The sequence below is a fragment of the Acrocarpospora sp. B8E8 genome, assembly GCF_039871605.1.
Taxonomy (GTDB): Bacteria; Actinomycetota; Actinomycetes; order Streptosporangiales; family Streptosporangiaceae; genus Acrocarpospora; species Acrocarpospora macrocephala.
This window is the reverse complement of record NZ_JBDPLV010000013.1, coordinates 188,079-206,043: the sequence shown is the minus strand read 5'-3', so window position 1 is coordinate 206,043 and position 17,965 is coordinate 188,079. Positions and strand designations below refer to the sequence as shown.

Below are 17,965 nucleotides of genomic sequence, written 5' to 3'. Positions count from 1 at the left end.
CCAGCCTGCAGGCGGCCTACCAGGCCGAGCCCGACCTGGCCCGCTTCCACTTGGAGCTGAAGGACTCCTTGAAGCTGGCCCTGACCGCAACCCTCCTGGGCGTGCTACCCCGCCGCTGACCTGCGTTACACCTCATCCAAGGTCCACTGATGCATACCGGCCGCAGCCTCGCCGTCCGGAACTGACGAACACGGAAATCGGCTGACAGCTCCTGGGTCCCAAGAGCGCAGACAACCGGTACCCGAGCAGACGCGCAAAGCCACTCGTGCTACCGGAGTTCCGTTCTATTTCTCCCGCGACACCCCGCGCGGTACCTCCAACGAGTGACGACATGCGCCATGAAGATCACCATGGGACTCGACAAGCCTCACATGATCAACGATCTCAAAACGGCCGTGCCCGGGACCCCCCTCGGCCAACCGGTCGATGGCATCGACCACTTGAGCCTTGGACTTCTCGTCCAGGGCGTTGACCCAGGCCAGGAACTCGTTATCTCCCGCTCCTCCGCATTGCGAGTGCGGCAAATCCTCTACTGCGAAGGATGGAGACGGACAATCTACACGTCGTCCGCTTGAAGAGGAGGGACGCCCATCGGCGTCCCTCCTCGGCTGTCCACGATCGAGGCCGTGCCGCGCTGGGGCCGGAATGACCCGGGCGGTCCCACCTCGGTGCCTGGGATCGATCAGCTACACGGCCAGGAGGCGGCGGGCTTCCTCGCCCTGGAGGTCGGCGGCCGTGCCCGCGTGGACGACGCGGCCGGCGTCGAGGATGACGTAGCGGTCGGCCAGGCGCATGGCGAGGTCGAGGTACTGCTCGACCAGGAGGATGGCGATGCCGGAGGCGTGCAGCTGCTCGATCGCCTCTTCGATCTCGATGATGATGGAGGGCTGGATGCCTTCGGTGGGCTCGTCGAGGATGAGGAGTTTGGGCTGGGTGACGAGGGCGCGGGCGATGGCGAGTTGTTGCTGCTGGCCGCCGGAGAGGAAGCCCGCGCGGCGTTTGAGGAGGGGTTTCAGGCGGGGGAAGACGTCCAGGGCCTCGTCCATGGCGGAGGCGGGGTTGCCGGAGGCGTCGAGGGTCACCAGGAGGTTGCCGTGGACGGTGAGCTGGGGGAAGGTTTCGTGGCCCTGGGGGACGTAGCCGAGGCCTAGCCGTACCCGCTCGTGGGGTTTGAGCTTGGTGATGTCGCGGTCGTCGAAGGTGACGGTGCCGGCGGTGGTGGGGAGTACGCCCATCAGCGTGTTGAGCAGAGTGGTCTTGCCGACGCCGTTGCGGCCCATCACGCAGACGAGCTGGCCGGGGGCCACCTCGAGGGAGACGCCGAACAGGACGCGGGCGCGGCCGTATCCGGATTCCAGACGGTCAACTGACAACATTGTGCGCGGCCTTCCCATAACGGGCTTTCAGGGGGGCAATCCCATGACGGGCGTGAAGGAGGTCACGTGACGGCATCGTGTGCGGCCTCCTCGCGGGCGCGGCCCAGGTAGACCTCCTGGACGCGGGGGTCGGCGCGGACCTCGTCCACCGAGCCCTCGATCAGGACCTTGCCTTCGTGCAGGACGGTCACCTGGGAGGCGTACCTGCGGAGGAACTCCATGTCGTGTTCGATCACGATGACCGTGTGGTCCTTGGCGATGGAGGTGAGGAGCTCGCCGGTGCGGGCGCGTTCTTCCGAGGACATGCCGGCCACCGGCTCGTCCAGCAGGAGCAGGCGCGGGCCCTGCGCGATGAGCATGCCGATCTCCAGCCACTGGCGCTGGCCGTGCGAGAGCACGCCCGCCTTGCGGGGCGCCAGGTCGGCCAGGCCGGTGGTCTCCAGGGCCTGCTCGACGGCGGCGATCACGCCCTTGCGGCGGCGCAGCAGCGACCAGAGCGGGCGGCGGAACGAGGCCGCCAGGTCGAGGTTCTCCAGCACGGTGAGGTCCTCGAACACCACCGAGGTCTGGAAGGTGCGGCCGATGCCGAGCCGGACCCGCTCGTGCTCGCGCTTGCCCGCCAGCGAGTTCCCGTCGAAGACGACGGTGCCGGTGGTCGGCTTGGTGAGGCCGGTGATGATGTCGATGAGCGTGGTCTTGCCGGCGCCGTTCGGGCCGATCAGGAAGCGCAGCTCGCCGCTGTCCACGGTGAAGTCCACGCCGTCGATGGCCCGGAAGCCGTCGAACACCACGGAGAGGTCGCGAACCTCCAGCAGCGCCGTCATGCCGACGCCTCCTTCCGCACTCGGGCGCGCAGCGCCGTGGCCACGCCCACGATGCCCTTCGGGGCGAGCGTCATGACCAGGATGAACAGCGCGCCCTGCAGGTAGAGCCAGGCGTCCGGCAGTTCCTCGCTGAAGTAGGTCTTGGCGTAGCCCATGACGACCGCGCCGAGCACCGCCCCGGCCAGCGCGAACCGCCCGCCGACGGCGACCGCGACCACCAGTTCGAGCGAGGGCACCACGCCGAGCAGGGCGGGCGAGATGATCCCGACGACGGGCACGAACAGCGCCCCGGCGATGCCCGCCATCACCGCCGAGATGGCGAACGTGATCGTTTTCACGGTGGCGGGGTTGTAGCCGAGGAACCGCACCCGGTCCTCCCCGTCCCGCACGGCCAGCAGCAGCCGGCCGAACCGGCTGCGCACCAGCTGCCAGGCCGCCAGGTAGAGCACGCCCAGCACGATCGCCACCGTCAGGTAGAGCCCGCGCTGCGTGGACTCGGCCGCCACGTCGTTGCCGAAGAAGTCGAAGAAGTTGGTCAGCCCGTTGGTCCCCCCGGTGAGCCCTTGCTGGCCGACCAGCAGGATCACCATCGCGGCCGCCAGCGCCTGGGTGAGAATCGCGAAGTACGCCCCGCGCACGCGTTGCCGGAACACCAGCGTGCCCAGCAGCACCGCCACGACCAGCGGCACGACCACCACCATGGCCAGCGCGAACACCGGGTTGCCGAACGGCGCCCAGAGCGCGGGCAGGTCCTCGACCCCGCTCCACACCATGAAGTCGGGCAGGTCCCCGCCGGCGTCGTTCAACTTCAGATACATGCCCATCGCGTAGCCGCCCAGGCCGAAGAAGACGCCCTGGCCGAGGGTGAGCATGCCGCCCTGCCCCCAGGCCAGCCCGATCCCGAGCGCGACGATGGCATAGCAGAGGTATTTGGCCAGCAGGCCAAGACGGAAGGGTTCCAGCACCAGCGGCATGACCACCAGCGCGATGATCGCGACCGCGACGAACACGGCCGGGCCCTTCCACTGGCGCGGCTCCTTGGGCGTGAGTTGCTGGGTCGGCTTCTCCAGGACTGCGGTCATGTGAGTGCCCTTGAACGGAGGACGAACAGGCCCTGCGGACGGAACTGGAGGAACGCGATGATGGCCGCGAACACGATGACCTTGGCCAGGCTGGCGTTGGTCCAGAACTCGGCGTAGGAGTTGAGCAGGCCGAGCGCCGCCGCCGCGATGACCGCGCCGCGCAGCTGGCCGAGCCCGCCCGCGACGACGACCAGGAACGCGTCCACGATGTAGTAGGTGCCGAGCGTCGGCCCGACCGGGCCGATCAGGGTCAGCGCCACCCCGGCGATCCCGGCGAGCCCGGAGCCGATGAAGAAGGTGCGCTGGTCGACGCGGCCGGTGTTGATGCCGCTGGTCGCGGCCAGCTGGCGGTTCTGCATGACCGCCTGCATGCGGCGGCCCTGCGCGCTGCGGTTCATGTAGAGCCAGATGGCGACCACGCTACCGATGGCCAGGGCCAGGATGAAAAGCCGGTTGTACGGCATCGGCCCGATCGCCCCCTGCAGCCAGGTCGGCGAGAGCACCTGCACGTTCGGCGCGCCGAACAGATCCCGCGCCACCTGCTGGAGCACCAGGCTGACGCCCCAGGTGAGCAGCAGCGTGTCCAGCGGGCGTCCGTAGAAGTGCCGGATCGCGAGGCGTTCCAGCAGCAGCCCCATCAGCCCGGCCACCACGAACGCGACCGGCAGCGCCACCAGCACCGCGCTGCGCCCGGCGAAGTCCTGCAGCAGGAAGGCCGTGTACGCCCCCGCCATGATGAACTCGCCATGGGCCATGTTGATCACGCCCATCTGCCCGAACGTGAACGTCAGCCCGAGCGCGATGAGCAATAGGACCGCGCCGATCGACAATCCGATCGGCAGCTGGTTGAGGAATCCCTCCACCATGCCCCTTCCATAAATTTCCCGATATGTGCCTCGGCTCCGGAGCCGCCTGCGGTCATCCCCGCAGGTAGTGGCGGCTCCGGAGCCCGTATGAGGGACGGCTAGGAGGCCAGGCCTCCCGCCCACGGGTACGTCTTCAGGTAGGGGTCGGGCTTGATCGGCTCACCCGAGTTCCAGACTTCCTTGATCAGGCCGTCCGGCTGGATGATGCCGATCCGGGCGGTCTTGTACATGTGCTGGGTCTCGCCGTCGATCGTGACCAGGCCCTCCGGGCGCTCCAGCGCGATGCCGCCGGCCGCCTTCTTGAGCGCCTCCACCTCGACCGTGCCGGCCTTCTTGGCCGCTTCGGCCCACAGGTAGACCGCGTTGTAGCCGGCCTCCATCGGGTCGGAGGTGACCTTGGTCGCGCCGTACTTGGCCTTGAAGGCCTCGACGAACTTGGTGTTGGCCGCGGTCTCGGTGGTCTGGTAGTAGTTCCACGCCACCGGGTGGCCGACGATGTTGTCGACGCCGATGCCGGTGACCTCCTCCTCGGCGACGCTCACCGACAGGACCGGCATGGACTCGGCGGTGACGCCGGCGCTCTTCAGCTGCTTGAAGAAGGCCACGTTGCTGTCGCCGTTCAGCGTGTTGAACACCGCGTCCGGCTTGGCCTGCACCACCTTGTTGGTCAGCGTGGAGTATTCGGTGTGGCCGAGCGGGGTGTATTCCTCGCCAAGGATCTCCATTCCGTTGGCCGCCGCGTACGCCTTGATGATTTTGTTCGCGGTGCGCGGGAAGACATAGTCGCTGCCGACCAGGAATATCTTCTTCTTGCCCTGTTCCTTGAGATAGTCAAGGCCGGGGATGATCTGCTGGTTCGTGGTCGCCCCGGTGTAGAAGATGTACGGCGAGCTTTCCAGCCCCTCGTACTGCACCGGATACCACAGCAGCGCCTTGCGCTTTTCGAAGACCGGGAGCATCGCCTTGCGGGAGGCGGAGGTCCAGCCGCCGAACACGGTGGCCACCTTGTCCTGCGCGATCAGCTTGTTGGCCTTCTCGGCGAAAGTCGGCCAGTCGGAGGCGCCGTCCTCCACGACGGGTTCGAGTTGCTTGCCGAGCACGCCGCCGGCCTTGTTGATCTCTTCGATCGCCAGCAGTTCGGCGTCCCTGACGGTGACCTCGCTGATCGCCATCGTGCCGCTGAGGGAGTGCAGGAGGCCCACCTTGATGGTGTCGCCGCCACCTCCGGAAGCCGTTCCCTCGGTCGTCGCCGGATCTCCGCCACAAGCGGCGAGCGCGGTGACCAGAGCCGCGGCTACGGCTCCGGCACGCCAGGTTGAATTCCGCAATTACTTCCTCCTTGCCGATACGGCCCCCGCACCGACCCATCTGCCGACAAGGTGATCGAGCGACATTTCGCGATAAGTTCCGCTAGGTTAAATGCGCATTACCGGGATTTCACGGAAGTCCCTTGTTCGCCCCGGTGCCGGTGGGGTGAAAGGACTCATGGCTGAAATATCTCTGTAACACCGGGGAAACGGCGCGTACCTATCGTCCCGTCATGCGGCTCACTCCACACGAGCAGGAACGCCTTCTCATTCATGTCGCGGCCGGTGTGGCTCGCGATCGTATGGGCCGGGGTCTTCGGCTCAATCATCCGGAAGCCACCGCGTTGATCGCCTCCTATCTGCTGGAGGGCGCGCGGGACGGGCGTACGGTGGCCGAATTGATGGACGCGGGACGCAAGGTGCTCCGCCGCCAGGACGTGATGGAGGGAGTGCCCGAGATGCTGGAGTCGGTGCAGATCGAGGCCACGTTCCCGGATGGCACCAAGCTCGTCACCGTGCACCACCCGATCTCATGAGCGTCCCCGGCGAGATCGTGCCCGGCGGGGAGCCGGTGGAGCTGAACCCGGGGCGGGAGCGGGTGACGGTCCGGGTGGTGAATACGGCCGACCGGCCGATTCAGGTGGGTTCGCACTACCATTTCGCGGCCGCGAATCCGGGCCTGGAGTTCGACCGGGACGCCGCGTGGGGCACCCGGCTGGATGTTCCGGCGGGGACCGCGATCCGGTTTGAGCCGGGTATTGAGCGTGATGTGACATTGGTGCCACTGGCCGGAAACAGGATTGTTCCCGGCCTTCGTTTGGAATGGGCAGGGCCTCTCGATGAATAGCCTCGACCGCGCCCGATATATCGCCCTTTATGGCCCCACAACGGGCGATAAGATTCGGCTGGCCGATACCGACCTGTTGATTGAAGTGACCGAGGATCGTTCGATGGGTCCCTCGGGCGCCGGTGACGAGGCGGTGTTCGGCGGGGGCAAGGTGATCCGCGAGTCGATGGGCCAGGCGCGCACGACCCGCGCCGAGGGCGCCCCCGACCTGGTCATCACCGGCGCGGTCATCCTCGACCACTGGGGCGTGATAAAAGCCGATATCGGCATCAGGGACGGCCGGATCGTCGCCCTCGGCAAGGCGGGCAACCCGGACACCATGGACGGCGTGCACCCCGACCTGGTGATCGGCCCCTCGACCGAGATCCTGGCCGGAAACGGCAAGATCATCACCGCTGGCGCGGTCGACTCGCACGTGCACCTGATCTGCCCGCAGATCGTCGACGAGGCGCTCTCCGCAGGGGTGACCACGATCATCGGCGGCGGCACCGGACCGGCCGAGGGCACCAAGGCGACCACCGTGACCGGCGTGTGGTATCTCGCGCGCATGCTGGAGTCCATGGACGCCATGCCGGTCAACGTGGCCCTGCTCGGCAAGGGCAACACGGTCAGCGAGGAAGGCCTGCGCGAGCAGCTGCGCGCCGGGGCGTCCGGGTTCAAGCTGCACGAGGACTGGGGCACCACCCCCGCCGCGATCGACGCCTGCCTGGCGGTCTGCGACGCGACCGGCGTGCAGGTGGCCATCCACACCGACACGCTCAACGAGGCCGGGTTCGTGGAGTCCACGCTGGCGGCCATCGGCGGCCGGATGATCCACGCGTATCACACCGAGGGGGCGGGCGGGGGGCACGCGCCGGACATCATCAAGGTGGCCGCGCACCCCAACGTGCTGCCCTCCTCGACCAACCCGACCCGGCCGCACACGATCAACACCCACCACGAGCATCTCGACATGCTCATGGTGTGCCACCACCTGAACCCGTCGATCCCGGAGGATCTGGCCTTTGCGGAGTCGCGGATCCGGCCGACCACAATGGCGGCGGAGGACGTGCTCCACGACCTGGGCGCGATCTCGATGATCGGCTCCGACTCGCAGGCGATGGGCCGGGTCGGTGAGACGATCATCAGGACCTGGCAGACCGCGCACGTGATGAAGAAACGCCGGGGCGCGCTACCGGGCACGGATCCGGCCGACAACCTCCGCGCCCGCCGATATGTCGCGAAATATACGATAAATCCGGCTATCGCGCATGGGTTGGATGCGGAGGTCGGCTCGGTCGAACCCGGCAAGCTCGCCGATCTGGTGCTGTGGAGCCCGGCCTTCTTCGGGGTCAAGCCCGACCTCGTGGTGAAGGGCGGGGTCATCGCGTACGCGCAGATGGGCGACGCCAACGCCTCCATCCCGACCCCGCAGCCGGTGCTGCCCCGCCCGATGTTCGGCGCGTACGGCGTGACCCCGGCCGCAACCTCCGTGCACTTCGTGGCCCCCCTGGCGATCGAGGACGGCCTCGCCGAGCGCCTGAACGTCAACCGGCGGCTGGTCCCGGTCGCCGACGTACGCTCGCGCGGCAAGGACGCGATGCGCCTCAACGACGCCCTGCCCGACATAGACGTACGACCGGACACGTTCGACGTCCGGATCGACGGCGAGCTGATCGAACCGGCTCCCGCCGAAGAACTGCCCATGGCTCAGCGGTACTTCCTGTTCTAACGGAAAGGATCCGGATGCACGGCGATATGGCCATGCTCCTGCTGGCCGACTCCCGGCTGCCCGCGGGCGGCCACGCCCACTCGGGCGGCGCGGAGGAGGCCGTACGCGTCGGGGCGATCACCGGCCCGGAGGACCTGGCGCGGTTCCTCCGTGGCCGGCTCGCCACGGCCGGAGTGGTCACCGCGGCCCTGGCCGCCGCCGCGTGCGAGGTCGGATCCGACCCGAAACCGGGGCGCTGGCAGCGGCTGGACGCCGAGGCCGACGCCCGGATCTCCTCTCCCGCGCAACGGGAGGCCAGCCGGACCCAGGGCCGGCTGCTGGTCAGAACCACGCGCCGGATCTGGCCGTCCGAATCGCTGGAAACGCTGGCGCAAGCCGTACCGGATGGGGCTCATCACCCCGTCGCGCTCGGTGCGGCCGCGGCGGCCGCGGGGTGTGAGCCGCGCCAGGCGGCGCTGGCCGCGGCCTACACCTCGGTGACCGCTCCGGCGACGGCGGCGGTCCGGTTGCTCGGGCTCGACCCGGTGCTCGTGCACCGGCTGCTCGCCGATCTCGCTCCCGCACTCAACGACGCGGCCCACGAGGCTTGCGTCATCCAGGCCGACGACTGGTCGGACCTGCCCGCTCATGCCGCCCCCGCTCTCGATCTGCTGGCTGAACAGCACCTACGTACGGAGGTAAGGCTCTTTGTCAGCTAACCATGAGGATCACCACCACGCGCCGGACGGGCACGGCCGGGCCTTGCGCCTGGGCATCGGCGGCCCGGTCGGCAGCGGCAAGACCGCCCTGGTGGCGGCGCTGTGCCGCAGCCTGGGTCCGTCGCTGCGGCTCGGTGTGGTGACCAACGACATCTACACGACCGAGGACGCCGACTTCCTGCGCCGCGCGGGCGTCATCGACGCCGACCGCATCCTCGCGGTGCAGACCGGATGTTGCCCGCACACGGCGATCCGGGACGACATCGCCGCCAACATCGACGCGGTCGAGACGCTGGAGGAGCGGTTCGGGCCGCTCGATCTGGTGATCGTGGAGAGCGGCGGCGACAATCTGACCGCGACCTTCAGCCGCGGCCTGGCCGACCGGCAGATCTTCGTGCTGGACGTGTCCGGCGGCGACAAGGTGCCCCGCAAGGGCGGACCCGGCGTCACCGCGGCCGACCTGCTCGTGGTCAACAAGACCGATCTGGCGCCGATGGTCGGCGCGGACCTCACCGTGATGTCCCGCGACGCGGCCAAGGTGCGGGACGGCAAACCCGTGCTTTTCACCTCGATCAGGGAGGACAAGGGTGCCCATTCGGTCGCCGAATGGGTGGTCGGCATCGTCGACACCTGGCAGCACCAGCACGCGCACACGGTCTGACCCGCCCGGGCTGCACGCCCGGGCGGTCATCCGCACCGAGCACGACGACGGCACCCGGTTGGAGACCCTGCGCTCCGATCCGCCCCTGACGTTGCGTCAGACCGGCGCCGGCGTCGTGCACCTGGTCTCCACGGCGGCGGGTCCGCTCGGCGGCGACCACCTCGACCTCACCATCGACGTCGCTCCCCTCACCTCGCTGTCGGTGTTCTCGGTGGCGAGCACCCTCGCGCTGCCCGGCCGTTCCCTGCTGACCGTGACCGCGCGGGTCGGCTCCGGCGCGTCCCTGCACTACTCCCCCGAACCCATCGTCCTGGCCGACGGCTGCGACCTCCGCGTCCAGGTCCGGCTGGAGCTCGCCCCGGACGCGTCCGTCTTCTGGCGCGAGGAACTCGTCTTCGGCCGGCACGGCGAGCCGTCCGGGCGCTGCCACACCCGCCTCGACGCCACCGTCGGCGGCGTCCCGCTGCTCCGCCAGGAGCTCGTCATCGGCGACCCCGCCACCCACGACAGCCCTGCGGTCTTCGGCTCGGCCCGCTGCGCCGGCAGCACCCTGCTGGCCGGAGACCTGCCCAGGGAACGCCATCTGGCCAACGGCTGCGCGGTGCTCCCGCTCGCCGGTCCCGGCACGCTGGTGTCCGCGCTCGCGCCCGACACGGTGGAACTCCGGCGCCGCCTCGAATGGGGAGAGCGGCTCGCCGACAAGACTCTCCCGTAGGGTGGGAAACGTGGCAGACGCACCCCAACCGAGCCTGATCCCCGCCCTCGGCGTCGTCGTCGCCGGACTGGCCCTCGCCGTCACGGGCGTGCTCCCGTGGGCCGGCCTGACCGCCGAATTCGGCATGCTGCACACCGACTTCACCTACGCCGTGCACGGCACCGAGGACGGCGCGGGCTGGTTCGTCGTCGGCTCCGGCCTGACCGCCTCCACGCTGGGCATCCTCGGCATGTCCCGAGGCTGGCTGTTCACCGGCCTGGCCATCCTGCCCGGCGCGGTCGCGGCCTTCTCCCTGGCCATGTTCCTCACCGACCCGCACACCCTCGCCAGCCGCCTCAGCTTCGGCATCTCGGGCGTGCTGAACGTGCACCCCACGATCCTGTACGGCTGGTTCGCCGCCCTGCTGGCCTCCATTGTGGTCGCGGGCTTCGCCTGCGCCGCCCTGATCCGGCGGCGGCCCGCTCAGTCGTAGAAACCCAGGCGGCGCAGCTGCTTGGGATCGCGCTGCCAGTCCTTGGCGACCTTGATCCGCAGGTCGAGGTAGACGCGGCTGCCGAGCAGGGCTTCGATCTGGTGGCGGGCCCGGGTCCCGACGTCCTTCAGGCGGGCGCCGCCGGGGCCGATCACGATGGCCTTCTGGGTGGGGCGTTCGACATACATGAAGGCGTAGATGTCGAGCAGGTCCTCGCGGCCCTCGCGCGGGCCCATCTCCTCCACGACCACGGCGATCGAGTGCGGCAGCTCGTCGCGCACGCCTTCCAGGGCCGCCTCTCGGATGAGCTCGGCGACCAGGACCTGCTCGGGCTCGTCGGTCAGCTCGCCGCCCGCGTACAGCGGCGGGGACTCCGGCAGGCGCTCGATGAGCAGGTCGGCCAGCACGTCCAGCTGGTCGTCACCCACGGCCGAGACCGGGATGATCTCGGCGAACTCGGCGATCGCGGAGACGGCCAGCAGCTGCTTGGCGATCTGCTCGCGGGTCGCCAGGTCGCACTTGGTGACCACGGCGATGACCGGGGTCTTCTTCACCGCGGCCAGTTTCTCGGCGATGAACCGGTCGCCCTTGCCGATCTGCTCGTTGGCCGGGACGCAGAAGCCGAGCACGTCGACCTCGCTCAACGTGGACAGCACCAGGCTGTCCAGGCGCTCGCCGAGCAGGGTGCGCGGCCGGTGCAGGCCCGGGGTGTCCACGATGACCAGCTGCGCGTCCGGCCGGTGCACGATGCCCCTGATCACGCGGCGGGTGGTCTGCGGCTTGGCGGAGGTGATCGCCACCTTGGTGCCCACCAGGGCGTTCATCAGGGTGGACTTGCCGACGTTGGGCCGTCCGACGAACGCCGCGAACCCGGCCCGGAAGTCAGACATATCTGCCTTTCAGCACCCCGTCGGGACCGGCCAGGTAGAGGATCGTGTTGCCCATGTCCTCGATCACCGCGACATCGTCGGGCGAGGGATCCTCGGCCTCGGTCACCAGGGCCGCCGCCTCCAGCGACTCGGCGCCACTGGAGACCGCCATCGCCACCGCCACCTGCACGGCCGACAGCTTGAGCGAGGGCAGGTCGACGTCGGTCGCCGCATACGTGCGCCCGGTCTCGTCCCGCACGGCCGCCCCTTCGGCGGAACCGCTCCGGGCACGGGCCGACCGGGCCAGGGTAATAATCTTGGTATCTTCAGCGTCCAGCGTCACAGATCAAGGGTACCGACCTTGGCCATCAGCAAACGGCCGAGCTCTTCGGTCCGCTTGACGTCCGGATCGCGCACCCCGGCGTTCAGCAACCCCACGAGGGTACGCCCCTGCCGCGCGATCACCAGATGCATCTCGTACGGATATCCGCCCACCCGCCCCTTCAACCGCCCCGTGACCCAGCCGTCCTCGTTCATCGACAGCGCGGACGCGGTCAGCCGGTTGCTCGCGCCCGGCGTGGTGTCGTCGGCGGTCGCGCAGCCCGCCATGGCCTCCCGCATCGCGTCGAGCTGCCGCTGCGACGAATCCCCCTGATACACCGCCAGGCTCACCGCCGCCATCGACCCGACCCCGACCCCCTGATAGGTCACCGCCGTCGCCGCGGTCAGATCCTCCTTGGGCGGACGCCCCCCGATGAGCGCGAAAAGCGTCTGGCAGCTCCCGTTCACCGGCGTGAACGGCGGCCGCCACTGATCCCTGGCCCGATCCGAGAACCCGTCCGGCATGTCCGGCACCCGCCCCAGCAGCGCCTGCAACCGTGCCGTCTGCGGCGTGCTCCGCGGATTCGCCTGCGGCGCTCCCCCACCACATCCCGCCACACCCAGACAACAGGCAACAGCAAGCCCAACGATCCGCATACCGGCTCCCCCGCCACGATCCCCCCGACGGGCTCGAAATCACCCCGCCGACGGCCTTCCTTCCCACTCACCAAAATGGCAATCTCCAGCTACCCCCGGGAACCCGGTAAACATCACCAGGAAGAGGCGGGGTGGAGGTGTGCGCTTTGGCACCGGTGCGGCGAGGAGCGGCATCGGCGTGAACGGCCAGCGACTCGTGGTCTTGGGCGGCATCGCGGGCGTGGAAAACATTAGAGGGCCCCCGTTTTCACGAGAGCCCTCTAATCGATGTTTCCCCCCAAGGATCGGCCGGTGCGCCGCGAACCCCTCCCGGCGCCCCGGTTGACCCCTTCAGCGCTCCGAACCCCTCCCGAGCGCCTTGAGTAAAAGATGCACCACGGTGCTTGCAATCCGCTTAAAGAACGCTTGCGGCATTTGCCGGGATCGTCTGCAAGAGCGTTCCAACCAGCGCACGCCACCCTGATCATGTGATCAGCGAACACGCGCTCAATCGGCGGCTTCTCATAGAACATGTCTCCACGTCCCGGGTCATGCAGTTGGCCACTCTGGCCCCCGACGGCTCCCCCACGCTGTGCACGCTCACCTACCATGCCACGTTCGCCCCCGACCGCCTGCACTTCGTCGCCCACGTGGATCGCATGCACGCCCGCAACCTCCGCCACGACCCCCGCGCCGCCGGCACCATCCTCACCCCGCACGGCCAGGGCACCACCTTCACCGGCACCGCCACGGAGACCGACTCCCCCGACCCGGTCCACCTGGCCCCGGGCGAGCGCGTGTTCCACATCGCCATCACCGAGTGGCTGCTCTTCAACGAGTCCACCCACCCGGGCCAGCCTCGCCGCGTCATCCCCGTCCGCTGGCGCTGACGGGGCCGTCCTACCCCGCCACGCCGACGGATTCGTCGGTCATCCGGCGCACGACGACGGTGCTGATGCGGTTGCGACGGCCGGCCAGGTTCTCCGCGGTGAGGCGGAGGCCCTTGACGGAGGCCTCCGAGCCCGCGATGGGGACGCGGCCGAGGGCGTGGGCGAGCAGGCCGCCGACGGTGTCGACGTCCTCGACCTCGATCTCGGTGTCGAACATCTCGGCCAGCTCGTCGATGGAGAGGCGGGCGGTGACGCGGGCGGCGCCTTCGGAGAGCCACTCGACGCGGGGGGCCTCGTGGTCGTACTCGTCGGCGATCTCTCCGACGATCTCCTCGATCACGTCCTCGATGGTGACCAGGCCCGCAGTGCCGCCGTACTCGTCGATGACGATGGCCAGGTGGATCTGGCGGGCCTGCATCTCGCGCAGGAGCTCGTCGATCGGCTTGCTCTCGGGGACGTAGGTGGCGGGGCGCATCAGCTCCTCGATGCGGATGTCGGTCTCGCCGGTGTCCTGCATGCGCAGGACGATGTCCTTGAGGTAGGCGATGCCGATGACGTCGTCCTCGTTCTCGCCGGTTACAGGCACGCGGGAGAATCCGCTCCGGAGCGCCAGGGACAGCGCCTGGGAGAGGGTCTTGTTGCGTTCGATGAAGACCATGTCGGTGCGCGGGACCATGACCTCGCGGACCAGGGTGTCGCCCAGCTCGAAGACCGAGTGGATCATCTCGCGCTCGTCCGGTTCGATGACGCGGCGTTCCTCGGCCAGGTCGACCAGGTCGCGTAGCTCGGCCTCGGAGGTGAACGGGCCCTCGCGGAAGCCCTTGCCAGGGGTGACGGCGTTCCCCAGCAGGATCAGCAGCTTCGGCAGGGGGCCGAAGATGCGCGTCAAGCCGTACACGATGGGGGCGCTGGCCAGTGCGACCGGTTCGGCGTGCTGGCGGCCGAGGGTGCGCGGCGAGACGCCGACGATCACGTAGCTGACCAGGATCATGACGGCGGCGGCCACCGCGTACGCCTGGCCGGTGTCGCCGAGCCAGTCGATGAACAGCAGGGTCGTGATCACGGTGGCGGCCAGTTCGCAGCTGAGCCGCAGCAGCAGGAGCAGGTTCAGGTAGCGTGGCGGATCGGCCACGATCGCCTGCAGCCGCCGCGCCCCGCGGCGGCCGTCCTTGACGAACTCCTCGGCGCGCACGCGCGAGATCCGCGTGAGCGCGGTCTCCGCGCTCGCGAGCAGGCCGCCGGTCACGATGAGCGCGACGGCCGAGAACAACCAGCCGTTAGTCACGGCTTCGGGCGCACCTCCCGCCACGATTCGAGCAACTCGCCCTGGAGGCCGAACATCTCGGCGTGCTCCTCGGGCTCGGCGTGATCGTAGCCCAATAGATGCAGGATGCCATGGGTGCAGAGCAGCTCCAGCTCGGCCTGCGTGCTGTGCCCCGCCTCGGCGGCCTGCTTGGCGGCCACGGCGGGGCAGAGCACGACGTCGCCGAGCAGCGCCGGATCCGGCGAGGTCTCCTCCGACCTGGCCTGATGCGGGCGCAGCTCGTCCATGGGGAAGGCCAGCACGTCGGTCGGGCCGGGCTCGCCCATCCACTGCTCGTGCAGGGCGGTCATCGCCGCCTCGTCCACCACCAGGATGGACAGTTCGGCGAGCGGGTTGATGCCCAGCCGGCCCAGCACGTGCCCGGCGAGGGCGACCAGGGTGCCCTCGTCGATGTCGGTGCCGGACTCGTTGGCGACCTCGACGCTCATCGACGGCTCCTGGAACGGTTGCCGGCCGCGCGCGGGTCGGAGGCGATCGCCGCGTCATACTTGCCGTAGGCGTCCACGATCTCGCTGACCAGCTTGTGGCGGACCACGTCGGCGCTGGTCAACCGGCTGAAATGGATATCGGAGATGCCGTCGAGGATACCCTGGACCACCTTCAGGCCGCTGTCCTGCCCACCGGGAAGGTCGATCTGGGTCACATCGCCGGTCACCACGATCTTGGAGTTGAACCCCAGCCGGGTGAGGAACATCTTCATCTGCTCCGGCGAGGTGTTCTGCGCCTCATCCAGAATGATGAATGCATCATTAAGGGTCCTACCACGCATATAAGCCAGCGGCGCCACCTCGATCGTCCCCGCCGCCATCAGCCGCGGGATCGAGTCGGGGTCGAGCATGTCGTGCAACGCGTCATACAGCGGCCGCAGGTACGGATCGATCTTCTCGTACAGCGTGCCCGGCAGGAACCCGAGCCGCTCCCCCGCCTCCACGGCGGGCCGGGTCAGGATGATCCGGTTGACCTTCTTCTCCTGCAGCGCCTTCACGGCCTTGGCCATCGCCAGATAGGTCTTGCCCGTGCCGGCGGGACCGATCCCGAACACGATCGTGTGCCGGTCGATCATGTCCACATACCGCTTCTGGTTCACGGTCTTCGGCCGGATCGTCCGCCCACGCGAGGAGATGATGTCCATCGACAGCACCTCGGCGGGCTTGCCGGAGCTCATCCGGAGCATGGCGATGCTGCGTTCGACGGAGTCGGGGGTGAGTTCGGCGCCGGACTTGGCCAGCTCCACGAGCTCCTCGAAGAGGCGGACGACCACGCCGCTCTCGTCCGGCGGCCCGGTGATGGTGATTTCGTTGCCCCGCACGTGGATGTCGGCCCTGAACGACTTCTCGATGACTCTCAGCAGCTCGTCTCGCGAACCCAGAATGCTGATCATCGCGTGCTCATCGGGGATGACCACTTTCGCGTGGGTCTTCGGTGTTTCTCGCGTCTCGGACATGGGCGGCCGTTGCGGCCTGCTCGCCTCCCTAATTTCTCACCAATGCTAGCCGAGGCGCAGGCTGAGACCGGTGCCGCCGAGCACGTGCGCGTGCGCGTGGAAGACCGTCCGCCCGGCGTCCGGGCCGGTGTTGAAAATGACACGATATCCGGATTCGACGATGCCCTCCTGGGCGGCGACGGCCGCCGCAGCGAGGAGCACGTCGTTGGCCAGACCGGCTTGGGCGAGCGCCTCCGCGTCCTCGAGGTGCTCTTTGGGGATGACCAGAACGTGCACCGGCGCGTGCGGATTGATGTCCCGGAAGGCCAGCGTGGTCGGGGTCTCATGGACGACCGTGGCGGGAATCCCCCCGGCCACTATCGTGCAGAACAGGCAATCACTCACAGCCGGAAGCCTAGCGTTGCCAATCGGTAATCCCGTGATGGTCCCGCGGGAAGATCCGCCCGGATAGGGTTTATGTGCGACACTGCACCGTCAACTAAACCCCCGTGTCGGGCGAGGACACAACTGGGCCATGCCCCCTAAAGATTCGGAAGAGCGTAAACCCTCGGGCAAGGACGAGCGTCCTACTGATGTGACCACCGAGACCCTCGTGGCCGAAAGGTCGCTGGGAGCGGTGCCCGTCGGGTGGGATGCCGACATGGCCGTAACGGCGCTCTACAGTGCGCACTATCGGTCACTTGTGCGTCTCGCAGTGTTGCTGGTCCGCGATGTGGCCAGCGCCGAGGAGGTCGTCCAGGACGCGTTCGTCGCCCTTCATGGCGCCTGGCGCAGACTGCGCGACCCCGACAAGGCACTCGCCTACCTGCGCCAGTCGGTCGTCAACCGATCGCGCTCCGTGCTGCGTCATCGCGCCGTCGTCGAGAAGTACGCCCCCAAGGGCCTGCCGGACGCGCCGAGCGCGGAGAACGGCGCGATCGGCGAGCTCGAACGCACCGCGGTCATCGAGGCGTTACGCGGCCTGCCCACCCGGCAGCGTGAGGCCTTGGTGCTGCGCTACTACGGCGACCTCTCCGAGGCCGACATCGCCAGCGCGATGGGCATCAGCAAGGGTGCGGTGAAGAGTCACACGGCGCGCGGCATGGCCGCACTACGGCAGGTACTGGAGAAGTTCTCATGACCATCCCCCCCGACGAGTACGGCGATCTGCTCCGCCGTGCAATGCGCGCGGAGGCGGACTCGGTCGTGCCGTCTCCGGAAGGCCTGGACATCATCAGGCAGCGCATCGAGAACCGTGGTTTCAACGGTCTGCGCAACGTCTTCTGGTGGCGGATCGGCGCCTCGGTGGCCGCCGCCGCCCTGGTGGCGGGCACCGTCGTCATGGTCGTCCCCGGCCTTCGCGACCAGGTGGAGACCGGCATCGGCCTGACCACCGGCGACGAGCCCGGCCAGGTCCCCGAGATCGGCGCCACCAACCAGCCAGAGCCGCCGCGGCCGACGGCCCCCCTCACCATCCTGCCGCCGTCGCCCAGCGTCACGGGCGAGGTCTCCGCGGAGTCCACCGCGACCACTCCCCCGTCCCCGACGCCCGCGGCCGCCACACCTGACCCGTGCGCCTCCCCGACCGCGACGCCCACCGTCGTGGAGCCCGAGCCCACCGGCGACGAGGACTGCCCGCCGGACGAGACACCCGCGCCGAACACCCCCAGCCCGAAGCCGAGCCCGTCGGAGACGCCCACACCGTCGCCGAGCCCGACGCCGACCGGCTGCTCGGGGGACGGGTGCTCGACCACACCCACCCCGCTGGTCAGCAGCGGTCCCGCGACAGAGTCGGCCTCAGGTCTGGCCTCTACCACATAAGCCAGATCCGGCCCGGCCCACAGGCCACATAAGTCAGATCCGGCCCGCAGGCCACATAAGTCCGGACTTAACCCGGAACGGCTTACTCCGGGGGCGGCGCACGCACGCTCCGCCCCCGGCGC

22 protein-coding genes are annotated in these 17,965 nt (G+C 68.8%); 10 read left to right on the top strand and 12 right to left on the bottom strand.

The window, feature by feature from the left end:
- Positions 1-686 precede the first annotated feature (686 nt).
- From urtE to urtA, 5 genes are all read right to left on the bottom strand, one after another.
- The gene (gene urtE / locus ABGB08_RS15760) at positions 687-1,376 is read right to left on the bottom strand and encodes an urea ABC transporter ATP-binding subunit UrtE (RefSeq protein ID WP_347590823.1); all 690 of its coding nucleotides are present in this window, start codon (positions 1,374-1,376) and stop codon (positions 687-689) included.
- Between the two features lie 62 nt (positions 1,377-1,438).
- Positions 1,439-2,200 carry an urea ABC transporter ATP-binding protein UrtD gene (urtD, locus tag ABGB08_RS15755; RefSeq protein ID WP_347590821.1) on the bottom strand — a complete coding sequence of 254 codons (762 nt, stop codon included), beginning with the start codon at positions 2,198-2,200 and terminating at the stop codon, positions 1,439-1,441.
- Entirely contained in the window at positions 2,197-3,282 is a 1,086-nt protein-coding gene (urtC, locus tag ABGB08_RS15750) for an urea ABC transporter permease subunit UrtC (protein ID WP_347590819.1), read from the bottom strand. Before urtC ends, urtD begins: the two co-directional genes overlap by 4 nt.
- Entirely contained in the window at positions 3,279-4,145 is an 867-nt protein-coding gene (gene urtB, locus ABGB08_RS15745) for an urea ABC transporter permease subunit UrtB (RefSeq protein ID WP_347590832.1), read from the bottom strand. Before urtB ends, urtC begins: the two co-directional genes overlap by 4 nt.
- A 101-nt stretch (positions 4,146-4,246) precedes the next feature.
- Entirely contained in the window at positions 4,247-5,476 is a 1,230-nt protein-coding gene (gene urtA / locus ABGB08_RS15740) for an urea ABC transporter substrate-binding protein (RefSeq protein ID WP_347590817.1), read from the bottom strand.
- A gap of 212 nt (positions 5,477-5,688) precedes the next feature.
- Between urtA and ABGB08_RS15735 the strand changes: the two genes are divergently transcribed.
- The 7 genes from ABGB08_RS15735 to ABGB08_RS15705 are packed head-to-tail and all read left to right on the top strand — an operon-like array spanning position 5,689 to position 10,559.
- Complete coding sequence (locus ABGB08_RS15735; RefSeq protein WP_155348208.1) at positions 5,689-5,991, top strand: urease subunit gamma; 303 nt, start codon at positions 5,689-5,691, stop codon at positions 5,989-5,991.
- Positions 5,988-6,302, top strand: a complete 315-nt coding sequence (locus ABGB08_RS15730; RefSeq protein WP_155348209.1) for an urease subunit beta — start codon at positions 5,988-5,990, stop codon at positions 6,300-6,302. The genes ABGB08_RS15735 and ABGB08_RS15730 overlap by 4 nt, the downstream gene beginning before the upstream one ends.
- A complete protein-coding gene (locus ABGB08_RS15725) occupies positions 6,295-8,013 on the top strand; it encodes an urease subunit alpha (protein ID WP_347590814.1) in 1,719 nt (572 codons plus the stop codon). The genes ABGB08_RS15730 and ABGB08_RS15725 overlap by 8 nt, the downstream gene beginning before the upstream one ends.
- Positions 8,014-8,027: 14 nt before the next feature.
- Positions 8,028-8,711, top strand: coding sequence for an urease accessory UreF family protein (locus ABGB08_RS15720; protein WP_347590812.1), 684 nt, complete (start codon positions 8,028-8,030; stop codon positions 8,709-8,711).
- Positions 8,701-9,372, top strand: a complete 672-nt coding sequence (gene ureG / locus ABGB08_RS15715) for an urease accessory protein UreG (protein ID WP_155352647.1) — start codon at positions 8,701-8,703, stop codon at positions 9,370-9,372. The genes ABGB08_RS15720 and ureG overlap by 11 nt, the downstream gene beginning before the upstream one ends.
- A complete protein-coding gene (locus ABGB08_RS15710) occupies positions 9,299-10,087 on the top strand; it encodes an urease accessory protein UreD (protein WP_347590809.1) in 789 nt (262 codons plus the stop codon). The genes ureG and ABGB08_RS15710 overlap by 74 nt, the downstream gene beginning before the upstream one ends.
- Positions 10,088-10,097: 10 nt before the next feature.
- Positions 10,098-10,559 carry a hypothetical protein gene (locus tag ABGB08_RS15705; protein ID WP_347590807.1) on the top strand — a complete coding sequence of 154 codons (462 nt, stop codon included), beginning with the start codon at positions 10,098-10,100 and terminating at the stop codon, positions 10,557-10,559.
- On the opposite strand, the gene era is transcribed toward ABGB08_RS15705, so the two are convergent.
- From era to ABGB08_RS15690, 3 genes are read right to left on the bottom strand one after another with little or no spacing between them, the layout of a single operon-like run.
- The gene (gene era, locus ABGB08_RS15700; RefSeq protein WP_347590805.1) at positions 10,550-11,449 is read right to left on the bottom strand and encodes a GTPase Era; all 900 of its coding nucleotides are present in this window, start codon (positions 11,447-11,449) and stop codon (positions 10,550-10,552) included. The genes ABGB08_RS15705 and era overlap by 10 nt on opposite strands.
- A complete protein-coding gene (locus ABGB08_RS15695) occupies positions 11,442-11,771 on the bottom strand; it encodes a cytidine deaminase (protein ID WP_155348215.1) in 330 nt (109 codons plus the stop codon). Before ABGB08_RS15695 ends, era begins: the two co-directional genes overlap by 8 nt.
- Entirely contained in the window at positions 11,768-12,406 is a 639-nt protein-coding gene (locus ABGB08_RS15690) for a hypothetical protein (protein ID WP_347590803.1), read from the bottom strand. Before ABGB08_RS15690 ends, ABGB08_RS15695 begins: the two co-directional genes overlap by 4 nt.
- Before the next feature lie 467 nt (positions 12,407-12,873).
- On the opposite strand from ABGB08_RS15690, the gene ABGB08_RS15685 reads away from it, so the two are divergent.
- Positions 12,874-13,275: a pyridoxamine 5'-phosphate oxidase family protein gene (locus tag ABGB08_RS15685; RefSeq protein WP_347590801.1), complete on the top strand. Its 402-nt coding sequence runs from the start codon at positions 12,874-12,876 to the stop codon at positions 13,273-13,275.
- Between the two features lie 10 nt (positions 13,276-13,285).
- On the opposite strand, the gene ABGB08_RS15680 is transcribed toward ABGB08_RS15685, so the two are convergent.
- From ABGB08_RS15680 to ABGB08_RS15665, 4 genes are read right to left on the bottom strand one after another with little or no spacing between them, the layout of a single operon-like run.
- The gene (locus tag ABGB08_RS15680; protein WP_347590799.1) at positions 13,286-14,560 is read right to left on the bottom strand and encodes a hemolysin family protein; all 1,275 of its coding nucleotides are present in this window, start codon (positions 14,558-14,560) and stop codon (positions 13,286-13,288) included.
- Entirely contained in the window at positions 14,557-15,027 is a 471-nt protein-coding gene (gene ybeY / locus ABGB08_RS15675; RefSeq protein ID WP_347590797.1) for an rRNA maturation RNase YbeY, read from the bottom strand. The genes ABGB08_RS15680 and ybeY overlap by 4 nt, the downstream gene beginning before the upstream one ends.
- Complete coding sequence (locus ABGB08_RS15670) at positions 15,024-16,043, bottom strand: PhoH family protein (RefSeq protein ID WP_347590795.1); 1,020 nt, start codon at positions 16,041-16,043, stop codon at positions 15,024-15,026. The genes ybeY and ABGB08_RS15670 overlap by 4 nt, the downstream gene beginning before the upstream one ends.
- A gap of 45 nt (positions 16,044-16,088) precedes the next feature.
- Positions 16,089-16,427, bottom strand: a complete 339-nt coding sequence (locus tag ABGB08_RS15665; RefSeq protein ID WP_155352659.1) for an HIT domain-containing protein — start codon at positions 16,425-16,427, stop codon at positions 16,089-16,091.
- Positions 16,428-16,683: 256 nt separating this feature from the next.
- Here ABGB08_RS15665 and ABGB08_RS15660 point away from each other — a divergent pair, with 256 nt between their 5' ends.
- Positions 16,684-17,163, top strand: a complete 480-nt coding sequence (locus tag ABGB08_RS15660) for a SigE family RNA polymerase sigma factor (RefSeq protein WP_155338116.1) — start codon at positions 16,684-16,686, stop codon at positions 17,161-17,163.
- Positions 17,160-17,843: a hypothetical protein gene (locus tag ABGB08_RS15655; RefSeq protein ID WP_347590793.1), complete on the top strand. Its 684-nt coding sequence runs from the start codon at positions 17,160-17,162 to the stop codon at positions 17,841-17,843. Before ABGB08_RS15660 ends, ABGB08_RS15655 begins: the two co-directional genes overlap by 4 nt.
- The last annotated feature ends 122 nt before the right edge of the window (positions 17,844-17,965 follow it).